19 protein-coding genes and 4 tRNA genes are annotated in these 15,555 nt (G+C 53.5%); 5 read left to right on the plus strand and 18 right to left on the minus strand.

Features of this window, described 5'->3' with window-relative positions:
- Nucleotides 1-60 precede the first annotated feature (60 nt).
- From C772_RS16505 to rocF, 5 genes are all read right to left on the minus strand, one after another.
- Nucleotides 61-471 (minus strand): hypothetical protein, encoded by a 411-nt coding sequence (locus tag C772_RS16505; protein WP_008297777.1) that lies wholly within the window; start codon nt 469-471, stop codon nt 61-63.
- An 88-nt stretch (nt 472-559) separates the two neighbouring features.
- Nucleotides 560-943, minus strand: a complete 384-nt coding sequence (locus C772_RS04515) for a hypothetical protein (protein ID WP_008297779.1) — start codon at nt 941-943, stop codon at nt 560-562.
- Between the two features lie 290 nt (nt 944-1,233).
- The gene (locus C772_RS04520; protein ID WP_008297780.1) at nt 1,234-1,878 is read right to left on the minus strand and encodes an anti-sigma factor family protein; all 645 of its coding nucleotides are present in this window, start codon (nt 1,876-1,878) and stop codon (nt 1,234-1,236) included.
- Between the two features lie 12 nt (nt 1,879-1,890).
- Nucleotides 1,891-2,454, minus strand: coding sequence for an RNA polymerase sigma factor SigW (sigW, locus tag C772_RS04525; RefSeq protein ID WP_008297782.1), 564 nt, complete (start codon nt 2,452-2,454; stop codon nt 1,891-1,893).
- Between the two features lie 219 nt (nt 2,455-2,673).
- On the minus strand, nt 2,674-3,579 hold the full coding sequence (gene rocF, locus C772_RS04530) for an arginase (RefSeq protein WP_008297785.1): 906 nt from the start codon (nt 3,577-3,579) through the stop codon (nt 2,674-2,676).
- Between the two features lie 155 nt (nt 3,580-3,734).
- Between rocF and C772_RS04535 the strand changes: the two genes are divergently transcribed.
- Nucleotides 3,735-4,193: a VOC family protein gene (locus C772_RS04535; RefSeq protein ID WP_008297787.1), complete on the plus strand. Its 459-nt coding sequence runs from the start codon at nt 3,735-3,737 to the stop codon at nt 4,191-4,193.
- Between the two features lie 50 nt (nt 4,194-4,243).
- On the opposite strand, the gene C772_RS04540 is transcribed toward C772_RS04535, so the two are convergent.
- Nucleotides 4,244-4,951: a DNA alkylation repair protein gene (locus C772_RS04540; RefSeq protein WP_008297789.1), complete on the minus strand. Its 708-nt coding sequence runs from the start codon at nt 4,949-4,951 to the stop codon at nt 4,244-4,246.
- Nucleotides 4,952-5,049: 98 nt separating this feature from the next.
- On the opposite strand from C772_RS04540, the gene C772_RS16720 reads away from it, so the two are divergent.
- On the plus strand, nt 5,050-5,205 hold the full coding sequence (locus C772_RS16720; RefSeq protein WP_200858838.1) for a hypothetical protein: 156 nt from the start codon (nt 5,050-5,052) through the stop codon (nt 5,203-5,205).
- Between the two features lie 48 nt (nt 5,206-5,253).
- On the opposite strand, the gene C772_RS04545 is transcribed toward C772_RS16720, so the two are convergent.
- Nucleotides 5,254-5,829 (minus strand): GNAT family N-acetyltransferase, encoded by a 576-nt coding sequence (locus tag C772_RS04545; RefSeq protein WP_008297791.1) that lies wholly within the window; start codon nt 5,827-5,829, stop codon nt 5,254-5,256.
- A 27-nt stretch (nt 5,830-5,856) separates the two neighbouring features.
- Nucleotides 5,857-7,116, minus strand: a complete 1,260-nt coding sequence (gene codA, locus C772_RS04550; RefSeq protein WP_008297792.1) for a cytosine deaminase — start codon at nt 7,114-7,116, stop codon at nt 5,857-5,859.
- Nucleotides 7,117-7,278: 162 nt separating this feature from the next.
- Here codA and C772_RS04555 point away from each other — a divergent pair, with 162 nt between their 5' ends.
- Nucleotides 7,279-7,968: a zinc metalloprotease gene (locus C772_RS04555; protein ID WP_407637183.1), complete on the plus strand. Its 690-nt coding sequence runs from the start codon at nt 7,279-7,281 to the stop codon at nt 7,966-7,968.
- A 46-nt stretch (nt 7,969-8,014) separates the two neighbouring features.
- Here the strand turns inward: C772_RS04555 and C772_RS04560 are convergent.
- The 4 genes from C772_RS04560 to C772_RS04575 all read right to left on the minus strand — a co-directional run bounded on the left by C772_RS04560 (nt 8,015) and on the right by C772_RS04575 (nt 8,402).
- A tRNA-Lys gene (locus C772_RS04560) sits at nt 8,015-8,087 on the minus strand.
- 16 nt (nt 8,088-8,103) lie between these two features.
- A tRNA-Gln gene (locus C772_RS04565) sits at nt 8,104-8,178 on the minus strand.
- A 60-nt stretch (nt 8,179-8,238) separates the two neighbouring features.
- A tRNA-Tyr gene (locus C772_RS04570) sits at nt 8,239-8,322 on the minus strand.
- Between the two features lie 8 nt (nt 8,323-8,330).
- A tRNA-Glu gene (locus tag C772_RS04575) sits at nt 8,331-8,402 on the minus strand.
- A 361-nt stretch (nt 8,403-8,763) separates the two neighbouring features.
- Here C772_RS04575 and C772_RS04580 point away from each other — a divergent pair.
- The gene (locus C772_RS04580; protein ID WP_008297794.1) at nt 8,764-9,366 is read left to right on the plus strand and encodes an HD domain-containing protein; all 603 of its coding nucleotides are present in this window, start codon (nt 8,764-8,766) and stop codon (nt 9,364-9,366) included.
- 302 nt (nt 9,367-9,668) lie between these two features.
- Here C772_RS04580 and C772_RS04585 read toward each other — a convergent pair whose 3' ends face one another.
- Complete coding sequence (locus tag C772_RS04585; protein WP_008297795.1) at nt 9,669-10,481, minus strand: protein phosphatase 2C domain-containing protein; 813 nt, start codon at nt 10,479-10,481, stop codon at nt 9,669-9,671.
- Nucleotides 10,478-10,927, minus strand: a complete 450-nt coding sequence (locus tag C772_RS04590) for an HIT family protein (protein ID WP_008297796.1) — start codon at nt 10,925-10,927, stop codon at nt 10,478-10,480. Before C772_RS04590 ends, C772_RS04585 begins: the two co-directional genes overlap by 4 nt.
- A 109-nt stretch (nt 10,928-11,036) precedes the next feature.
- Between C772_RS04590 and C772_RS16630 the strand changes: the two genes are divergently transcribed.
- Nucleotides 11,037-11,186, plus strand: coding sequence for a hypothetical protein (locus C772_RS16630; RefSeq protein WP_160162834.1), 150 nt, complete (start codon nt 11,037-11,039; stop codon nt 11,184-11,186).
- On the opposite strand, the gene C772_RS04595 is transcribed toward C772_RS16630, so the two are convergent.
- The 4 genes from C772_RS04595 to acsA form a co-directional block, all read right to left on the minus strand.
- The gene (locus C772_RS04595) at nt 11,183-11,848 is read right to left on the minus strand and encodes a methionine ABC transporter permease (protein ID WP_008297799.1); all 666 of its coding nucleotides are present in this window, start codon (nt 11,846-11,848) and stop codon (nt 11,183-11,185) included. The genes C772_RS16630 and C772_RS04595 overlap by 4 nt on opposite strands.
- A gap of 2 nt (nt 11,849-11,850) precedes the next feature.
- Entirely contained in the window at nt 11,851-12,900 is a 1,050-nt protein-coding gene (locus C772_RS04600) for a methionine ABC transporter ATP-binding protein (protein ID WP_008297801.1), read from the minus strand.
- 11 nt (nt 12,901-12,911) lie between these two features.
- A complete protein-coding gene (locus C772_RS04605) occupies nt 12,912-13,727 on the minus strand; it encodes a MetQ/NlpA family ABC transporter substrate-binding protein (protein ID WP_008297802.1) in 816 nt (271 codons plus the stop codon).
- Between the two features lie 120 nt (nt 13,728-13,847).
- On the minus strand, nt 13,848-15,542 hold the full coding sequence (gene acsA, locus C772_RS04610; RefSeq protein WP_008297804.1) for an acetate--CoA ligase: 1,695 nt from the start codon (nt 15,540-15,542) through the stop codon (nt 13,848-13,850).
- Nucleotides 15,543-15,555: the final 13 nt, after the last annotated feature.

A 15,555-nucleotide genomic window follows, 5' to 3' on the forward strand; every position in this document is an offset into this window, starting at 1 on the left:
TGGTCTTTCGTTGTCCACGCCTGGTCTCGCGGGCCCTGCCGGCACCAGCCTGCCGCTGTTTTAAAGCCAGTTTCTTTTGTTGCCGGCCCTTTTTCTATCAGACCGGTGGTGATCGTCCTTTTTTTCATCAGAACGGGGAAATTCAAATAACTTCGGTTTTGTTCCTGCATTTGAATGGCGTGTCTTATTTCTCCTGTCCCTTCTGTCCCTTTCGATTAGGTCCTCAAGTTTCCGAAGGCCCTTTTCCAGTTCAAAATCAGACAGCTCTCCCCTGGCATACAGGCTGCAAAGCATGCCATAAGCGATTGATCGCGTATCGATTTCAATATTGACGGTCAGATCCACATCGGAATTTCCGCTGTGGCCCACCACTGTTTTGGATAGGTTCTCAACCTTCTCCCTTTTTTCGACCCGATCTCTATTTTCGAATCGATCTCTCTTCACAATCTTATCTCTCTGGGATTTCTCCATATCCATCCTCCCTCCTCGCCCTGATCAGAATAAAACAGGGAGGGTACTAGGAGCTGACTAGTACCCTCCCATGGCCTGAAAGGTATTGTTAGAAATCGATGCTCTGATCCTGGTCGGAATCAGCGTCGGAATCAGCACGGGATCGTACCCTTGCCCTGGAGTCGGAGTCGACGTCAATATCGATATCGACTCTGGCATTACCGCTGTTCGTGACACGGGCTCTTGCACTGTTGGTGTTCCGGTCGCTCAGGCGGACATCGGTGTCATTGTCCGCATCTGCCCGGGAACGGGAGCGCGCTTCGTTATCGAAATCAATGTCAATGTCTACATCATTGTCGTTTCTGCCAGAACGGTTCCGGCGTCGGTCGTCGTCATTGTCAAAGAACGAACGATTCCCGCGTCGGTCCCTGTCATCACATCTTTTTCGGTCACGATTTCCGAAGAACGAATCGTTTCTCCAAACTTTACTCATCATTTTCCCCCCTTTCCCTATGCTTCTGTAATATATTCATTTGGGTAAATCTAACTTTGGACAATCGCCTTTACTCGTCATATTCAATGTTTGAGTCAATCGCACAGAGAATGTTCCCCAATTTGGGAGATGTCTCCATTCCCATTTTGCTTGGACGGCAAAATCTTGACCGCAATAAAAAAACAGGCTTGGAAGATGTCGCTCTTCCAAGCCTGTTCTATTGAGGCAGGAAAAGGTGAAATCCCCTTTCCCCTGCAGTCCTCGCACCCGCCCGGCAGCGGGGTCTCCCCTTATTCTTCCTCATCACCGGCATCCGGTCCTTCGAAGACGGAGAGGCCTTCTTTGACGCCGGACTTGATCGTGTACCATAGCCACTCGAAGGCACGGTCGATTTCTTCGATCCGGCCGGTGACGACGGCCGTGGAGGCCATGTATTTGGAGCCGTTGATGACGGTGACGTCACCCTCGACTTCTCCTTCGATATGCAGTTCGCCGTTCCTCACGACGAGGTCACCCTTGACGGTCTCGCCCTCGGGAACGGTGACTTTGTTCCCTTCGACGACGAGGTTCGGCTGGGTGGACACGGCCAGCTGCTGGTCGGATGTATTGAAATTCGAGAAAAGGGCGAGCCCGGCGAGGAGCATGAACATGGCCGCGGCGGCAAGCATCGGATGGCGGCCGAACCAGCGGCGCACGCCTGCGCTCTGTCGCTCCTTCGGCAGCGAAGCCATGACGCGGTTGCTGAAACCTTCCGGCGCCTCGATATGCGAGGCACTTTTCAGGAAGGCGACCGAACGGCTGAGCTGGTCCATATGTTCCTGGCATGCCGGACATTTCTCGAGATGCTCTTTCAGAATCTGCTCGTCCCGGCGGGTGATTTCCCCGTCCAGATAATCATGCATGTACTGGACGATTTCTTCCGGACACGGTTTCATCCCGATTCCCTCCTACAACTTCTTCATTTGTTTCCTAAGGGCTTCTCGGCCCCTATGTATGCGCGTCTTCACTGTGCCCAGCGGCAGCTCGAGGATATCGCTGATCTCCTGGAGCGGCAGTTCCTCGATGTAACGCAGAACAATCGCCGACCGGTATTTGTCCGGCAGGCGGCTGATCTCGTACTGGACCCGCTCCTGCTGTTCCATCTTCTCGACTTCCTCTTCCGGCAGCGGCGAATCGTGGGCGAGGCTGGAATAGTGGTCCAGCCCGTCGGTGCCCGGCACCGGCGCGTCAAGGAACGTATCCGGTTTTTTCTTGCGGATCCGGTCGATGCAGAGATTGGTCGCGATGCGGTACAGCCACGTCGAGAACTTCCGCTTCTGGTCGAAGGTGTGCAGGTTGATGTAAGCCCTGATGAACGCTTCCTGCGCGATATCCTCGGCTTCATGCCGATTGCCCAGCATCCGATAGCATACTTGGTACAGCCGGTTCTGATAGAGGGAAACGATTTCTTCGAACGCCGACTGGTCCCCCTTCAGGACTTGCTTGATTCGTTTTTTGACGATGTCTTCCATTCTTCTCGATTTCCCCCCGCTTCATGCGGCTAGTTGGTATACGGACGGGCGCACCAAAGGGTTTCACTTTTTCCGTGAAAAAGTTTGAATTCAGATTACCCTTTTTTCGGCCGTACGGCTACAATTCCACTTATTGACTTCATTGTATCAAAGGAAAATCTAAAAATCTTGAAAAAGCACAAAACCGGCCCCCTTATTCGGAAACCGGCCAAAACGCCTTTAAATCAAGGTTTCGCCGAACAATGAGCCCATCAGGCCGACGGCGACGTCTGCTGTTTTATTGCGCTCGTCAAGGATCGGATTCACCTCGACAAATTCGGCCGAAGTGATGCGTCCGGTCGAATGAAGCATCTCCATCGCCAGGTGGCTTTCCCGGTAGCTGAGGCCACCCTGCACCGGCGTGCCGACACCCGGTGTATAAAGGGGATCGAGGCCGTCCAGGTCGAGCGAGAGATGCACGCCGTCCACACCGCGCTCTTCCAGATAGCGGATGGCGTCCTGCATGATCGCGGTCATCCCGTCCCGGTCGATCTCATGCATCGTATACACCCGGATGCCCTTTTCCCTGACGAGTTCGCGCTCGCCCGGATCGATCGAGCGTGCGCCGATGACGACGATGTTTTCCGGCTTCACCTTCGGACCGCTTCCGATCGATGTCAGGTCCCCGTGCCCAAGCCCCATCGCGACGGCCAGCGGCATCCCATGGATGTTCCCTGAAGGCGATGTCTCCGCCGTGTTCAGGTCGGTGTGTGCGTCGTACCAGATGACCCCGAGGTTGCTGTAATGCTCGTTCAGCCCGGCCAATGTGCCGATCGCGATGCTGTGGTCGCCGCCGAGGACAAGCGGGAAACGCCCGTCGCGGACCGTTTCCGAGACCTGATCGGCAAGTTTCCGGTTCCCTTCGGTGACCGCCTTCAGGTTTTTCAGGTTCGTGCCCGACACTTCGCGCGGCGCATCCATGTCGACCGGGATATCCCCTTCATCCCTTACGATATGCCCCAATGCCTGGATGCGCTCCACGGCGCCCGCATAGCGGATTGCGCTCGGCCCCATGTCGACCCCGCGCCGGCTCTGGCCGAAATCCGCCGGAACCCCGATGATTGAAATTTCTTTATGACTGTTCATGCTGCCTTCCCCCTTTTCCGATCTTGGCTACTATTATGAATCGAAAAAGGCAGATGGCTCAACCGGACAAAGATTAGGATAATTATTCATCGGAAGAGTCAGTCTGTTCCGTTATAATGGCCGTATACACCATGGAATAAGGGGGAAATTCCAAGATGATCATGGGACTGTATGAAGCCCATCTGCCGGTCAGTGACCTGGAACGCTCGCTCAAGTTTTATACCGGCCTCGGGCTGGAGATTGCGCACACCCACGGAGAGGGGCTGGCTTTTTTGTGGATCGAAAAAGACAAAAGCTGGCTGGGGCTTTGGCAAACCGACAAGGTGGAGCTGGACTATCACCCTTCCATCCGGCACATCGCCTTCCAGGTGTCACTTGAAGGGTTGAAAGGCGCCGTCAGCTGGCTAAGGGAAAGGGGTTATGAGCCGAGGGAGGCATTCGGATTCGGTCCGGACGAACCGTTCGTGATGCCGCAGGACGACTACGCCCATGCCAAGATCCATTTTAACGACCCGGACGGCAACAGCCTGGAGTTCATCTGCAAGATGGACAACCCGAATAAGCTGACGGAGCGGATGACGCTGGGCGAATGGGAAAAACGGAACACCAAATAAAAGCCAGGATCAGGGGAAGATTGTTCCCCCTGACCCTGGCTTTTTTGAACTCAGCACCGTACATATCGTCGTTTGAACCCGAGCCTTCCTTTGTCCAGGTCTTTTTGGATGTTTTCGTAAGCGTTCAGGAAACTGCTTTTCTTGTTGGGCCGCTTTATTTCGACGGTGCCGACTTCCCGTGCGGTTTCGACCGCCTGTTCACTGAGCGGACTGTACGAGATCCCGACGGTATACACAAAGTTGTTCATCGCCGACTTTGTCCGTTCCGGCGCATCATGGATGCTGTTTTTCACGGCCTCCAGCATCCCTGAAAGCTTGCTTTCGGAGAACTCGTGGTCCGGGCGGCTGCCGAGCAGCCAGCAATAACAGCTCCATCCCGCCGACATCCTCAGCTCCTCGCCGCTCGCAATCCATTTGTCTGCGATGTCCTGTGCCAGGGGCGACTCGGACAGGGTCACAGCCACCACATAGTCGGACAGCATATAGAAATACGCCGCATCCATCCAGCGGTCAAAGTCGGCCTCCGTCATCGCCTTCGGGTCGGCGATGACCCCTGCAAAGTACATGGCGTCATAATTGCCCGTCGCGTACAGTTCCTCCGCCAGGGGCTGGTTGATCTTGATCGCCCTCTTCATCGGCTTCATCGCACCCGTCGCTACGCCGAACAGCGGCTCATGCGCGCCATTGGACAGGTACATCTTTTTCGTCCGTTCCTTGCCCAGGGATTCAAGCTCCTGCATGACAGTTTCAAAATCCATTATGGATGACTTCCTTCCGTCACTTAATTTCTTCTAGTCTTTTCCATGTCCTTTTTCTAAGTTAAGCTATAACTATTAGGATAAAGGAGATGGGATCATTGGCAAACCTGGGCGACCTTTTCGTCATCATTTTTTATCTGACGGTTGCAGCAGGCATCTTCGCTGCTGTTGTGCTGTTCAGCCGCTCCCGCAGAAAACAGAAAGAGCAGCTGGACAGGATTGAAGCCAAATTAAATGACCTCGCCGGGAAATGAAACCGGCATGCCTCCTGTTTACGGACGGCATGCCGATTTTTTTCTTCTTTAACCCCTGTCCATCAGCCGTTCCAGATGCTGTTTCACTTCCGGCCATTCGCGGTCGATGATTGAATAGAGGTGGACGTCGCGCGGCTTGCCGGTGGATCGGATGCGTTCGTTCCGCATGACGCCCTCCAGCTTCGCCCCGATCCGCTCGAGCGCTTTTTGCGACCGCCTGTTTTCCGAGTCGGTCTTGAACTGGACGCGGATCATGTCCATTTCTTCAAAGCAGTGGCGGAGCAGCAGATACTTCGATGTGGTGTTCACATGGGTTCGCTGGTATTCCTTGCCGTAGAACGTGGAGCCGATTTCGCACAGCTTGTTGAACGGGTCGATGCCGAAGATCCGGGTCGTCCCCATCACGGCTCCCGTACCGGCGTCTTCCACCGCAAACGCCAGGCAGCTGTCCCCGGTTTCCATCGCGGTGATTCCCGTTTCAAGCCATTGGTCAAAACGGTCTTTCGTCTCGACCTGGTTCAGCATAAAAAAGAAAATATCCGGCGAATACAGATTCCAGAGCGCTTCGAAATCTCCGCGCTCAAGCGGCCTGAGCCTGACGCCATTCATCTCGAGGACCGGCACGGGTCCACCTCCCTCATTAGGTAACGCTTATGCTTCCGTCCGGAATGTCGTCTCTGTCACTGCCGGCTGCGTCTCCGTGATCACTTTGCCGTTCCGTACCGACAGGAGAACCGGTGCCTGTGTGCGGACCGCCTCGTACTCCGAGTCGGCATGGATGACGATCAGGTTGGCCGGATTGCCTTCCCTGACGCCGTATTCATCGTCACCGAGATGGAGCGCCTTCGCACCGTTGACGCTCACCAGGTCGAGCGCCTTGACGATATGGGCGTAGTCGGTCATGTGGCAGGCGTGGAGGCCGGCATCGACCACACTCATCAGTTCGCCGTTGCCGAGCGGGTACCACGGGTCCACGATCGAATCCAGCCCGAAGCAGACATTAATGTCTTCCGCGAGCATCTCCTTGACCCGGGTCACCCCGCGGCGGACCGGGTGTGCGTCGAAGCGGCCCTGAAGATGGAGGTTCGCCTTCGGCAGCGACACGAAATGGATGCCCGCCTGCTTCAGCGTCTGGAACAGCTTGTAGGTGTAGGCGTTGCTGTAGGAAGCCATGGCGGTTGTGTGGCTTGCCGTCACACGGTCGCCCATTCCCCGGCGGAGCGCTTCGCCCGCGAGCACTTCCAGGTAGCGCGACTGGTCGTCGTCGATCTCGTCGCAGTGGATGTCGACGAGCTTGCCGTATTCCTCTGCAAGGTCAAGCGCGCGGATCACCGACTTCACGCCTTCTTCACGGGTGAGCTCATAATGCGGAATGCCGCCGATGACGTCCGCTCCCATTTCGATCGCGCGGATCAGCAGCTCTTCACCGTCCGGCTTCGTGTATAGCCCTTCCTGAGGAAACGCCACGAGCTGAAGGTCCACCCACGGTTTTACTTCCTCCTTCACTTCAAGCAGCGCTTCCATGCCCTTTAGTGTCGGGTCGCTCACATCGACATGCGTCCGGACATGCTGGATGCCGTTCTTTACCTGGAGTTCGATCGCCCGGAGCGCCCGCTTTTTGAGGTCGTCCTTCGTTTCATTCAGCAGCTGTTTGCGCTCTGCCCAGATCTCGATCCCCTCGAAGACGGATCCCGACTTGCTCCAGCGCGGCGTGCCTGCGGTGAATACGTAGTCCAGGTGGATATGCGGCTCCACGTAGGGCGGCAGGACCAGTTTGCCTTCCAGGTCCCTTACGTCCTTCCCTGACACGTCCGTCTCTGCGGCAGCGGTTACCGACCGGATCCGGCCATCCTCAATATCGATTGTCCATAGGCCTTCCCGGCCGTACAGTTTCGCGTTATTCAGAATCAACGTCGAATCCCCCTCTCAATTATTCCATGTCTATTATATCAATCTCCCCCGCGGAATCCCGCTGTCCCCCTTACGGACAGTCATCCCCATAAAGTGGCAGCCATACACCGCCTGTTTAAAGGGTATAGCAATGGGGTAGAAGCCACGGGCGGATAGGAGGGGATGCCGGTGTTCGGACTTCAGGATCTCATTTCATTGGTCATCTCGGCATTTATCATCCTGCCGGTGGTCATCTTCCTGCGCGAGCTCGGCTATGTGATCACGAGTGCGGTCTTTGGCGTGGTGAATCCGCGCCTCACAATCGGGTCGGGGCCGCGCGTCTTCAAATTCTGGATTTTCGACGTCCGAAGGTACTATCACCTGTACAGCTGGTTCTCCTATGATGACCTTAAACGCAAAGGCAAATTCGTTTACGTCCTTATTTACGCGGGGCCGATCCTGATCAACCTGGTCCCTGCATTAATTCTGAATGCCTTGATCGCAAACGATATCATCAATGAATACGTGACCTTCTGGAACCGCTTCCTGTTTTATCAGTTTTATTATGTGCTGTTCGACGTGGTTCCGATGAAAACGATCAACGGCATGCCGAACAACGGCATGGTCATCTATGAGATGCTCCGCTACGGCAAGCGAGTGGATTACAATACGGATCCATTCATCCCCTCCACCACCGAGGTCGAGGAGGAGTATCAGGAGGAGATGGAGGAAATCGAAGAGCAGATGGAGGATTTGGAAGAGACGGCTGAAGACAAAAAGGAGATCAATGAGGAGCAGGACATCAGGCGTGACGGCAAGGAGGATGAAGAGGATCGCAAGGAGCGCAAGACGGGCGGGATGGAAAATTCATAAGGAAATATGAAAAAACGCCTTCCCGCTGCCGGGAAGGCGTTCCGTATGAGCCATGCAGGGCTCGAACCTGCGACCCTCTGATTAAAAGTCAGATGCTCTACCAACTGAGCTAATGGCTCAAGAACAATAAAAAAATGGCTGGGGTAGCTGGATTCGAACCAACGAATGACGGAGTCAAAGTCCGTTGCCTTACCGCTTGGCTATACCCCAACGCTATGAAGTGTTGCCCTTTTAATGTTACCCGGGATCGGGTGTTTTAAACATAAAAAGTGGTGGAGGGGGGCAGATTCGAACTGCCGAACCCGAAGGAGCGGATTTACAGTCCGCCGCGTTTAGCCACTTCGCTACCCCTCCAAAATATATGACCCCTACGGGATTCGAACCCGTGTTACCGCCGTGAAAGGGCGGTGTCTTAACCGCTTGACCAAGGGGCCGTGTCTCAATCGGACAACGTTTATATTAGCAGAGAAAAATGACCCATGCAACCCATTTTTTGAAGTCGGAATATTTATTTTTGGATGGTGTCGATCAAGTGAGGTTTCAGTGGAATCAGCTCAGAATTTGACGTGATCACAAGCGGCTTTAAGGTGATTACGCAACGGATCATTCTGTTGAGGCAACGGTTCACTTTGATACGGAAATGTGTCAGCTTACGAACGCCGTGTTTCACTATAACCGTTTTTCGCTGGGCAAAAACCCCCACCGGGAATGTTCATCGGTATCCCTCCCTGAGGTTCCTGCCTGCCCATTCCGTAATGATAGAATGAAGCGAACTGCTCACAAGGGGGAGATTAGATGAATCCGGCTTTATACGAGGCAGCTCTGGAGCGGATCAGCCGGCTCTTCGGCGAGGATGCGACCGGGCACGATGTCCACCACACCCTCCGGGTGTACCGAATGGCGATGCGGCTAGCTGAAGCGGAAGGCGCCGACCGGGAACTTGTGGGGCTGGCGGCAATGCTCCACGACGCGGACGACCCGAAACTGTTCGGCAGCGGCGATGGCCTGCCGAATGCACAAGCATTCATGGAGGAGCAAGGGATTTCGCCCGCACAGGCAGATGTTGTCTGCACCATGATCGGAGAGGTTTCCTTCAGCAAGAACGGATCGAAGCGACCTTCGACAATCGAGGGAATGGTCGTCCAGGACGCCGACCGGCTGGATGCAATCGGCGCCATCGGCATTGCCCGCACCTTCGCCTTCGGCGGCAGCCGCGGTCAGGCGATCCATGACCCGGACCGCACAACCGGCACGTCGATCGCCCACTTTTACGAAAAGCTACTGAAGCTGAAGGACCTGATGAACACGGAGGAAGCCAGGCGGATCGCGGAAGAAAGACACCGGTATATGGAGGCGTTCCTTTCAGAGTTTCATGATGAATGGGATGGCGTCCGCTGAACAGCCACCAAGCTACTGAAAGAGGGAGCCTGAATATCAAATCTGATTCAGAAAGCCATTCCTATACTATGACATTGAGCTGGACCGCCAATTTCCTTCAGGACCTTGTCGGGAATAAAGAAGCACCCAGGGTCCTAAGGGAGGTACTTGAGCCCCGTCCATGAGCACTCACACATCCCACACCGGCAATTCGTCTTCTGCCGCCACTACCTACTCCGATACACTCCATCTGGCAAATGAATAAAAGGCATCATCCAGGAAAACCGGATGATGCCTCTTTTTATGAGCCCCTCGATTCCCCATCATTCTTTACCAAAATCACTCGGCAAAACAGCATCGCGGGTCACTTCTATATTCCAAGTGATGATTGTCGTGCTGTCCCTGACTCCGCTTTTCTGAATGGTTTCCAATATGGAATGGACGGTATCAGCAGCCGGAACTCCTTCATAAAATGCCTGATCGACTCGGACAGGATCAGGGTAAGGAGCACCGGGACATTCGATCAAGCCGTCAGTTGTCAGGAACAGCCGGTTTTCCCCTTTACGGAGTTCCCTCCTGCCGATCGAGTAGCAGGGAACTTCCTGTGCAAACGTGTTCACTTGGCCGATCCATTCATAGAACTGCCTTTGATTCAACTGATATTGCCCCATACGTGTGAGTTCGGGATGGAATAGGTAAAGCAGGCAGTCCCCGACGGACAGCCACCATACATACCGTCCTTTTCTTGCCGTGATCAAACATGCAGTTTCCCCTTTGACCTTCCGGCAAATGGAAAGGAACTCAGCTGAGCGGAACATGTCCAGCACTTTTTCTTCCAGGGCTCTGAATGCATCATGGACAGCCGGCAATGCGAGCAGCGTTCGGATGGCATTTTCCTCTTGCCTGAATAATTCCAGGACGATCTCGGCACTTTCAGCCGAATAGTGGGCATCCAGAACCATTGCAAGCTCCCAGTCTTCCTCTCGGCTGAACCAGACCAGACAGCCGTCTTCATTCTTGGATTGGCCGGCCGTTGAATTGCCTCCGTACCGTCCCACCACGATATGATTTAACTGAATAACATCGGGGCAGTCGACAAAATCATCCTGGCTCCCCACCCAGCTGAAAGCGGTCATACCGCGTGTTGCTCCATATAGTCTTTCAGACGACCGCAAAGGCGGACAACCTCTTCTCCATCTCCCATCGGCGCGCCTTCCCAGTCGTAGACTTCTGACGGTCCCCAATATTCCCGCGGCGTGCCCGGATAACGTGCCACCAGATGCATATGAAGGTGAGGAACTGCATTGCCCGAGACGAATGAATAGATGTGCTCGGCGTTTTCCGATTCCTTCAGGGCTTTGCTTACCCGGGCCATCGTGATCCCGAACGTCTTGGCCTCCTCAATGGTCAGGTCTGCCAGCGTGGGGACATGCCGCTTTAAATCGATCATGATGTGTCCCAAGTAGTTCGGCTGGCCGCCCCTGTCGATATGTCCGACGTACACATGCTCATCTTCATATATCACCGCTCCGGACGTTTCAATGTTCCCTGCGTGCTTGTCGCAAATAAAGCATTCCCCCATCTTCCCTGCCCCCTCATTTGTAGTACGGGTATCCTTCTTTTTATGAGAGCGGGTTTCCTCCCATGAAATGAAAAGCCATCATCCGATACGGTTCGGATGATGGCTTTGAGTGAAAGTGATGAATCGGAGCTCGAAAGTGATGATTCGCCCCGTGAAAGTGACGATTGGCTGCTCGAAAGTGACGAATCGGCCCATGAAAGTGACGATTCACGTCCTGAAAGTGACGAATGCCCATCTCATTGCTGCCGGGTTCGATTAAGCGGACATCTTCAGTTTCTTTGCAAAATAGTTCCCCAGGGACTGGATGATCTGCACGAGTACGATCAGGATGATGACGGTGCCGAACATGACCGGCAAATCCCATTGCTGATAGCCGTATCTGAGTGCCAGGTCACCAAGACCGCCTGCCCCAATCACACCTGCCATGGCAGTGGCGCCGATTAAACCGATCAAGGCAATGGTCATGCAAAGCAAAATCCCAGGCCGTGCTTCCCTCAGCATGATCCTCATAATGATTTGAAAACGGGAAGCCCCCATCCCTCTATATGCCTCGATAATTCCATAATTGACTTCCAGGAAAGCTGTTTCCACGAGTCTGGCAATGTATGGGGCAATATAGACGATGAGCGGTACAATGGCACCGCGGATTCCGATAGAAGTACCGACAATCAGCTCCGTGAACGGGATAATGGCAAGCATCAGAATGATAAAGGGAAGCGACCGGATAATGTTGACGATTGTATTTAACAATTGGAAGATCCACTTATTGGGGTATAAATGATTCGGTCTTGTAACGACCAGCAGGACCCCCAGAGGAATTCCGATGATGGTCGCAATGACCAGCGAAACAATGACCATGACAAGCGTCTCGTATAAAGAGATGCCAAACAGCGGAGCCAGCTCATCCATTCGATCCAACATGGCTATACCAATACCTCCTTAGGTTTCCCGCTGATTTCCCTGATGACTTCCACACGGTATACCTTTTCTTCGAGGTAAGAAATGGCCTGACTTAGTTTGTCGGGATCACCAGAAAGGTGTACGAACAAAATGCCCAAAGGTGTTCCTTTCAAATACGTGATGGAACCATGAACAATGTTCGAGGTGACGGAGTAGCTGGTAGCCACCTCACTCAAAACAGGATTCAGAGCCGAGTCTCCCCGGAATGCCAAACGCAGAATAAAAGATGGATCATCTCCCCGTAATGCAGTCAGCATTTCCTCTGTAATCAAGTTTTCGTAGACGTTCCCAACGAAGTTGTTGGTTGTTTCTTCCACAGGATTGCTGAAAATATCGAGCACAGTCCCCTGTTCAATGATTTCTCCCTTTTCCATGACAGCAACCCGGTCACAGACTTTTTTGATGACATCCATCTCATGGGTAATCAAAACGATGGTCAAACCAAGCTTTTTATTGATATCCAGCAGCAATTTCAATATGGAATCCGTCGTTTGAGGATCCAGAGCGGATGTTGCTTCATCGCATAGGAGGATATCCGGATCCATTGCCAATGCGCGGGCAATACCGACACGCTGCTTTTGCCCGCCTGAAAGATTGGCCGGATATTGGTTCGCCTTATCTTCCAGACCAACAAGCAAAAGCAACTCTTTCACCTTTTTATTGATTTCCTGTTTTGGGACTCCATTCATCCTCAAGATTTCAGCTACATTATCAAATACGTTATAGGAGGAGAGCAAATGAAATTGCTGAAAGATAATGCCGATCTTTTTCCTGACATTCCGCAATTCTTTTTCCTTTAGAGTCAGTAAGTTTTTGCCGTTGATCAATACTTCTCCGGATGTCGGTTTTTCAAGAAGATTAATGACCCGGAGAAGTGTACTTTTACCTGCTCCGCTGAACCCGATAATCCCGAAAACTTCGCCTTCTTTGATTTCAATATTGATGTTTTTTAAGGCTTCCACTTTTGTTTTCCGGCCATAAAAAGTCTTGGTGATGTTCTTCAGTTCAATCATTGTCATCCCCCTTACTCATCCTGGAAAGGGTCATCTGTCACAACAATTACACCTTCATATCTCTCTTCAATAAACTCTTTCACCGCCTCGGAATGATACAGTTCCGTTATTCTTTTATAATCCGGGTGATCTTTATCTTCTTCCCTGGAAGCTACAACCATCGGAAATTCCATGCCGGTTTCCAAATAGATGGCTTCTTCCAATGGATTGATCCCCTGATCGATCGCATGTGTACTCGCTACTACGCCTGCATCAATGCTGCCCAGCGTACGCAGCATGAGTGGCCCTTCTATTTCCGTGAACTTAAATTTTTTCGGGTTCTCTTTAATATCATTCAGTTTCGGAAGTCCGTCTTTCTGCTCGACCTGGAGCAATTCCACCTCTTCATACAGCAGGAGGGAGCGTCCAATATTCACAGGATCATTAATAATCCCCAATGTGGCACCTTCAGGTATTTCATCAATACTGTCGTATTTTTCGGAGTAAATTCCATACGTACTATTGTAAGTTGTACCTACCATCGCGAGAGGGTCATTGCGATCTTCGATATAATTCTCCAAGAACTGTTTGGTCTGGAACATGTTCAAATCCAGCTCTTCGCCGCTTAAAGCCCGATTCGGTGTGATATAGTCATTGAATTTGACGACTTCCAAATCGATGCCTTCCTTTGCCGCTTCTTCCTTCACAATTTCTGTGATTTCCTCCGGAGGCCCGCCGGTTACTCCAATTTTTATCGTCCGGTCTCCGCCATCTTCGGAAGCGTTTGAGCTTGAACATCCGGCAAGGAAAAGTGAAACTGCAATAAGTGTCCACCATTTTTTTCTCATGATATGGCCCTCTTTCTATTCAGTCCAAGCTGGACTATTGATATTGTTCCCGCGTCTCTTGATTCAGGAATAGGGTCATCAACAAATCAGTACACTTTCCGGACAGCTTACTTAGGGAGTTCAGTTCCCTGTTGCAACAGATGATTCCTCCGCCCGCTTCGCTTCCAGCGCCTTCAGTTCGCGGCGGAGGATCTTGCCGGAGATCACTGTTTTCGGCAGCTCTTCCATCACTTCAATCTCACGCGGAGCGGCGTGGGCGGCGAGGCCCTGCTTGACGAATACGCGGATGTCTTCGAGCAGCTCTGCCGACTCTCTGAAGCCCGGACGGAGCGTGATGAATGCCTTGACGATTTCTCCGCGGACCGGGTCGGGCTTTCCGATGACGCCTGCTTCGGCAACCGCCGGGTGCTCGATCAGCTTGCTTTCGACTTCGAACGGGCCGATGCGTTCGCCGGAGGAGTTGATCATGTCGTCATCGCGGCTCTGGAAGAAGACGTAATCGTCCTCGTCCTGGTAGGCGAGGTCGCCGGACAGATACCAGCCTTCGTATTTAAAGTAGGCGTCGAAGCGGTCTTTGTTCCCCCAGATTTCCTTCATGAGGCCGGCCCAAGGGGTCCTGATCGCCAGCTGGCCGACTTCGCCGCGCGGCAGTTCCTGCCCGTTTTCGTCCAGGATGCCGACGGTGATGCCCGGGAACGGGCGGCCCATCGAGCCGGGCTTGATCGGCTCGGCAGGCAGGTTCACGATCAGGTGCCCGCCGGTTTCGGTCATCCACCATGTGTCGTGGATGCGGACGCCGAGTTCGTTCCATGCCCAATGGATGACTTCCGGATTCAGCGGCTCGCCGACGCTCAGGATGTGGCGGAGCGAGGACAGATCAAACTGTTTGAGTGCATCTCCTTTTGACAGCAGCATCCTGAAAGCGGTCGGTGCGCTGTACCAGATTGTCACGCCGAATTCCTCGATGAGGCGGTACCAGTCTTCGGCTTTGAAGCGGCCGCCCTGGATGATGACCGTCGCACGGTTGAGCCACGGCGCAAACAGGCCGTAGACGCTGCCTGTCACCCAGCCCGGGTGGGACGTGCACCAGTAGACGTCGTCATCCTTCACATCAAGCACCCATTTGCCGGAGACATAGTGGTGGGAAACGGCGCGGTGCGCATGGAGGACGCCTTTCGGCTTGCCGGTGGAACCGCTCGTGTAGTGGATCAGCATCCCGTCTTCCGGCCCGACCCACTCGGTCAGTTCCTCGCCCGGAACCGCTTCGACATCTTCCGCTTCGATCTCATCGTCGTACAAAACCGTTTGGAGCGACGGGATCTCTTCACGCGGGACGCGCTTGCCGAGCTCCCGGTCGGTGATGAGCAGCGTGCCGCTGCAATCGTTGATCCGGTCCTTGACCGCTTCTTCCATGAACGCTTCGAACAGCGGGCCTGCGATAGCGCCAATCTTGATGACCGACAAAATCGCGATGTAGCATTCCGGTGTTTTCGGCAGGAAGACAAAGACCCGGTCGCCTTTTTTGACGCCGTGCTTTTTCAGCACACGCGCATAGTGGTCGGTCTTTTCCTTCACCTCGCGGAAAGTCAGCGACCGGCGTTCGTCCCCGTTGGCGTAATGGAGGGCGATTTTGTCGCCGTAGCCCTCGTCGACATGGCGGTCGACCGTGGCATAGGCCGCATTCACCTTGCCGGCCTTCCAGAACAGTTCGGAAGAGGCGTCCTCCCAAGTGAATGTTCGGCGGATCTCATCATAGTTCTCCAGGTTATAGTTGCCCGGCAGCGGTGCCAAGATTTTTTCTTTTACGATTGTCATGCTGTTTCCTCCT

This window comes from Bhargavaea cecembensis DSE10 (genome assembly GCF_000348905.1).
Classification (GTDB): Bacteria; Bacillota; Bacilli; order Bacillales_A; family Planococcaceae; genus Bhargavaea; species Bhargavaea cecembensis.

Bases quoted from the DNA above. Each gene is read 5' to 3' on its own strand.
- rocF (WP_008297785.1), bottom strand. From the start codon at position 3,579: ATGAACAGTCATAAAGAAATTTCAATCATCGGGGTTCCGGCGGATTTC.
- C772_RS04605 (WP_008297802.1), bottom strand. From the start codon at position 13,727: ATGAGAAAAAAATGGTGGACACTTATTGCAGTTTCACTTTTCCTTGCC.
- C772_RS04580 (WP_008297794.1), top strand. From the start codon at position 8,764: ATGAATCCGGCTTTATACGAGGCAGCTCTGGAGCGGATCAGCCGGCTC.
- C772_RS16505 (WP_008297777.1), bottom strand. From the start codon at position 471: ATGGAGAAATCCCAGAGAGATAAGATTGTGAAGAGAGATCGATTCGAA.
- C772_RS04590 (WP_008297796.1), bottom strand. From the start codon at position 10,927: ATGGGGGAATGCTTTATTTGCGACAAGCACGCAGGGAACATTGAAACG.
- C772_RS04585 (WP_008297795.1), bottom strand. From the start codon at position 10,481: ATGACCGCTTTCAGCTGGGTGGGGAGCCAGGATGATTTTGTCGACTGC.
- C772_RS04555 (WP_407637183.1), top strand. From the start codon at position 7,279: ATGCCGGTGTTCGGACTTCAGGATCTCATTTCATTGGTCATCTCGGCA.
- C772_RS04540 (WP_008297789.1), bottom strand. From the start codon at position 4,951: ATGGATTTTGAAACTGTCATGCAGGAGCTTGAATCCCTGGGCAAGGAA.
- C772_RS04520 (WP_008297780.1), bottom strand. From the start codon at position 1,878: ATGAAACCGTGTCCGGAAGAAATCGTCCAGTACATGCATGATTATCTG.
- sigW (WP_008297782.1), bottom strand. From the start codon at position 2,454: ATGGAAGACATCGTCAAAAAACGAATCAAGCAAGTCCTGAAGGGGGAC.
- C772_RS04535 (WP_008297787.1), top strand. From the start codon at position 3,735: ATGATCATGGGACTGTATGAAGCCCATCTGCCGGTCAGTGACCTGGAA.
- acsA (WP_008297804.1), bottom strand. From the start codon at position 15,542: ATGACAATCGTAAAAGAAAAAATCTTGGCACCGCTGCCGGGCAACTAT.
- C772_RS04515 (WP_008297779.1), bottom strand. From the start codon at position 943: ATGAGTAAAGTTTGGAGAAACGATTCGTTCTTCGGAAATCGTGACCGA.
- C772_RS04600 (WP_008297801.1), bottom strand. From the start codon at position 12,900: ATGATTGAACTGAAGAACATCACCAAGACTTTTTATGGCCGGAAAACA.
- C772_RS04595 (WP_008297799.1), bottom strand. From the start codon at position 11,848: ATGTTGGATCGAATGGATGAGCTGGCTCCGCTGTTTGGCATCTCTTTA.